At 71.7% G+C, this 3088-nt stretch carries 3 protein-coding genes; 1 reads left to right on the plus strand and 2 read right to left on the minus strand.

Features of this window, described 5'->3' with window-relative positions; all coding sequences use genetic code 11:
• Positions 1-136: 136 nt before the first annotated feature.
• On the minus strand, positions 137-1372 hold the full coding sequence (locus ABZ914_RS17120; protein WP_500193889.1) for a hypothetical protein: 1236 nt from the start codon (positions 1370-1372) through the stop codon (positions 137-139).
• Positions 1373-1407: 35 nt separating this feature from the next.
• The gene (locus tag ABZ914_RS17125) at positions 1408-2292 is read right to left on the minus strand and encodes an SRPBCC family protein (RefSeq protein ID WP_500193892.1); all 885 of its coding nucleotides are present in this window, start codon (positions 2290-2292) and stop codon (positions 1408-1410) included.
• Positions 2293-2682: 390 nt separating this feature from the next.
• On the opposite strand from ABZ914_RS17125, the gene ABZ914_RS17130 reads away from it, so the two are divergent.
• Complete coding sequence (locus tag ABZ914_RS17130; RefSeq protein ID WP_500193891.1) at positions 2683-3051, plus strand: hypothetical protein; 369 nt, start codon at positions 2683-2685, stop codon at positions 3049-3051.
• Positions 3052-3088 lie beyond the last annotated feature (37 nt).

Consider the following 3088-nt stretch of genomic DNA (forward strand, 5'->3'; position numbering starts at 1 on the left):
CCCCGTCCCACCCCCGCCCCCGCGGCCCGGGGGTCGCGCCCGGGGCGTCACCCGGCCCGGGCGCCCGCCTCACCTGGGCGGCCGACCGCCGGTACGCGGCCGCCGTCCGCCGCGTCACGGGGAACTGACCGCGCGGCTACCGGGTGACCATCCGGAGCAGGGCACGGCCCAGCTCCCGGACGGAGTCCTCGGCCTCGTGCAGAGCGTCCTGCAGGTCGGTGGACTCGTCCTTCTCATCCTCATCCGAGCCCGGTCCCTCGTCGCCGGACTGGTCCTCGCCGGACCGACCGTCCTCGCGGGACCGATCCTCGTCGCGGGACCGATCGTCGGGCTTCCCGTCACCGGAGTCGGACGGCGCGGCCTTCTCCGCGTCCTCGGCTCCTTCGGCTTCGGCCGTGTCCTTCGTTTCCTCGGCGGCCTTGCCGGCTCCTCCGGCGGCCTGGCCTGCGCCTTCGCCCGCGCTCTCCGCGGCCGCACCGGCCCCTTCACCGACGCTGCCCGCGGCGTCGCCGGCTCCTTCGCCGACCTTGCCGACGGCACCACCGGCGCCCTCGCCGACGCCCTTCGCCGCACTACCGGCGCCCTCGCCGACGCCCTTCGCCGCGCCGCCGGCGCCCTCGCCGACCTTGTCGACGGCACCGCCCGTGCCCTCGCCGACGTCCTTCACCGCGCCGCCGGTCCCTTCGCCGACCTTGTCGACCGCACCACCGGCGCCCTTCCCGACGTCCTTGACCGCACCACCGGTCCCCTCACCGACGTCCTTCACCGCGCCACCGGCGCCTTCACCGACATCCTTCACCGCGCCGCCGGCGCCTTCACCGACATCCTTGACCGCGCCGCCGGCGCCCTCGCCGACGTCCTCGACCGCGCGGCCGGTGCCCTTCCCGACGTCCTCGACGGCGCCCCGGGCGCCCCGGCCGACCTGGCCCACCGCCTCGCCGGTGCCGGACCCGACGTCGCGCGCGATGGCCTCCACGCCGCGGCCCAGGTGCTGGAGGATCTCCGGGTTCCGGTCGAGGGTCGTCAGGACCCGGTCGACGATCTCGGCCACGTTGTCGAGCCGGACCTGGAGCAGTGCCTGCGCCGCCACGCCCTTGATCTCCAGCTTGACCCTGCCGAGGCCCACGTCCGCGCCCACGTTCAGCTTGAGCAGGTCGAGCACCTCGGCGACCAGCGAGACGTGCGCCTCCAGGTCGTTGACCTCCAGGGAGATCTCGTCCACCTTCAGCTCCGGGACGTTGAGGTGGACGTCCGGCCCCTCGGCGGACGGGCGCTCCTCCTCCGGCGGGACGATCCGCCCGGTCTTCTCCTGGACCTCGCCGGACTCGCTCCGGTCGGGCTCCCGGTTCGTGACGTCCGCGTTGTCGGCCATCGCTCCTCCAAGCCGGGGATCGGGGGCGGGGCGGGTCAGTCGTCGCCCGCCTGCTTCTCTTCCTTCAGCGCGTCCTCATGGGTCTTGACGACCTCGCCGTCGCGGATCTCGCCCCGCCAGCCCTCGACGTCGTCCCGCTGGAGCATCGTCCGCGTCATCATGTGCCGCTCGATGTGCTTGAAGTCCAGGCGGAGCCGGCGGCCCTGGGCGCGCCACAGGTTCGCGGTCTTCTCCAGGAACCCGTCGGGGTGGTACTCGGCGACCAGCAGGATCCGGGTGAGGTCGGGCGACAGCTCGTGGAACGTGACCGCGCCGTCGACGTAGCCCTTCGGTCCCTCGGACTTCCAGAGGATCCGCTCGTCGGGCACCTGCTCGACGATGGTGGACTCCCAGTCGCGGTGGGACAGGAAGATCTTGGCGCGCCAGTTGATCTTCTCGTCGGACTCCTGCTCGACCTTCTCGACCTTGCTGGTCATGCTGGGGAACTCGGCGAACTGCGTCCACTGGTCGTAGGCGACCCGCCGCGGCAGCCCCACGTCGAACTTCTCGACGATGTTGATGACCTTGGCCTCGTCCTCGCCGCCGCCCTTGCCGTCGCCGCCTCCGACGGCGTTCTTGGCGGTCTCCTTGGCGCCGGTCATGCCCGCCTTGAGCCCGGCCTTGAGCGGGGACTTCCCTTCCTGCAGGCTCTCGACGCCGCTGGCCGCCATCTTCGCGCCGGCACCCCCGCCGGAGTCGGCGAGCCGCTCGGCCATGTCCTTCACCGGACCGGTCGCGCTCTTCAGCGCCTTCACCATCAGCGCCTGGAGGAGTTCCTGCCCTGCCTCCTTGAGCTTGTCGATGGGAAGTCCGTCCGTCGCGCCGTTGCCGGACTCGCGCTTCTCGGTGGTGTCAGTGCCGGAAGAACTGGTTCGAGCCATCGTCACCACTCCGTCCTCGTCGTGATGCCGGTCATTGTCAGAGATGCCGGATTCACCGGCGATGGGGGATGCGCATAGCTATGTTCGCCACGTCGCCTCTACCCCTTTTATGCAACATAGCCCGTAGTGCGCGAGTCAACGTCCAGAGATGCACTGACCTGCGGAAACAACGATCTACACGCGCCCCGGCGTGGCACCGTTCCCGCGTCGCCACAGGGGGCGCCGGCCATTCGCCGCACGGAGTCGGCCGTTCGCCGCAGCGAGCCGTCCGACGGCGTGTCGGCGCTTATTGAAACGGTTAAAAAGCGGGAGGTGAAATCGCCCCGAGCCCGCGGCCGCCCCAGCGGTCGCGGCGGCGATTCGACATCACATAGGAGAACCTCCTTGAAAATGCATTACAAAGCGGCGATAGCCGTCATGGCGGGCGTCATGGGCACCGGCGTCGCCACCGCGCCAGCCGCCCAGGCGGACGCGGGCCGGACGGGTCCGGACCGGGTCTCGGCCACGGCCCACGTCGCCAACGCCTACCCCAAGGGCCGGGTCATCTCCCGCCACCGGCTCGCGATCCGGAGCCGTCCCACCACCCGCTCCCGGCGCCTGGGCTCGCTGCGCCCGGGGCAGATCGTCGACATCAAGTGCTGGGCGCTCGGCCAGTCCGTCAGGGGCGACCGCACCTGGTACCGGCTCGGCATCAGCACCCCGGAATGGGTCGCCGGGCGCTACATCAGGATCATCAAGGGCCGGGTGCACCACTGCTAGGCCCTCTCCGCCGCGTGCGGCGGGCCGGGCGGCCGGC

The organism is Spirillospora sp. NPDC046719 (genome assembly GCF_040645715.1).
Taxonomy (GTDB): domain Bacteria; phylum Actinomycetota; class Actinomycetes; order Streptosporangiales; family Streptosporangiaceae; genus Spirillospora.

Excerpts from the sequence above, each read along its gene's own strand:
- ABZ914_RS17120 (WP_500193889.1), bottom strand. The coding sequence starts at position 1,372 with ATGGCCGACAACGCGGACGTCACGAACCGGGAGCCCGACCGGAGCGAG.
- ABZ914_RS17125 (WP_500193892.1), bottom strand. The coding sequence starts at position 2,292 with ATGGCTCGAACCAGTTCTTCCGGCACTGACACCACCGAGAAGCGCGAG.
- ABZ914_RS17130 (WP_500193891.1), top strand. The coding sequence starts at position 2,683 with ATGCATTACAAAGCGGCGATAGCCGTCATGGCGGGCGTCATGGGCACC.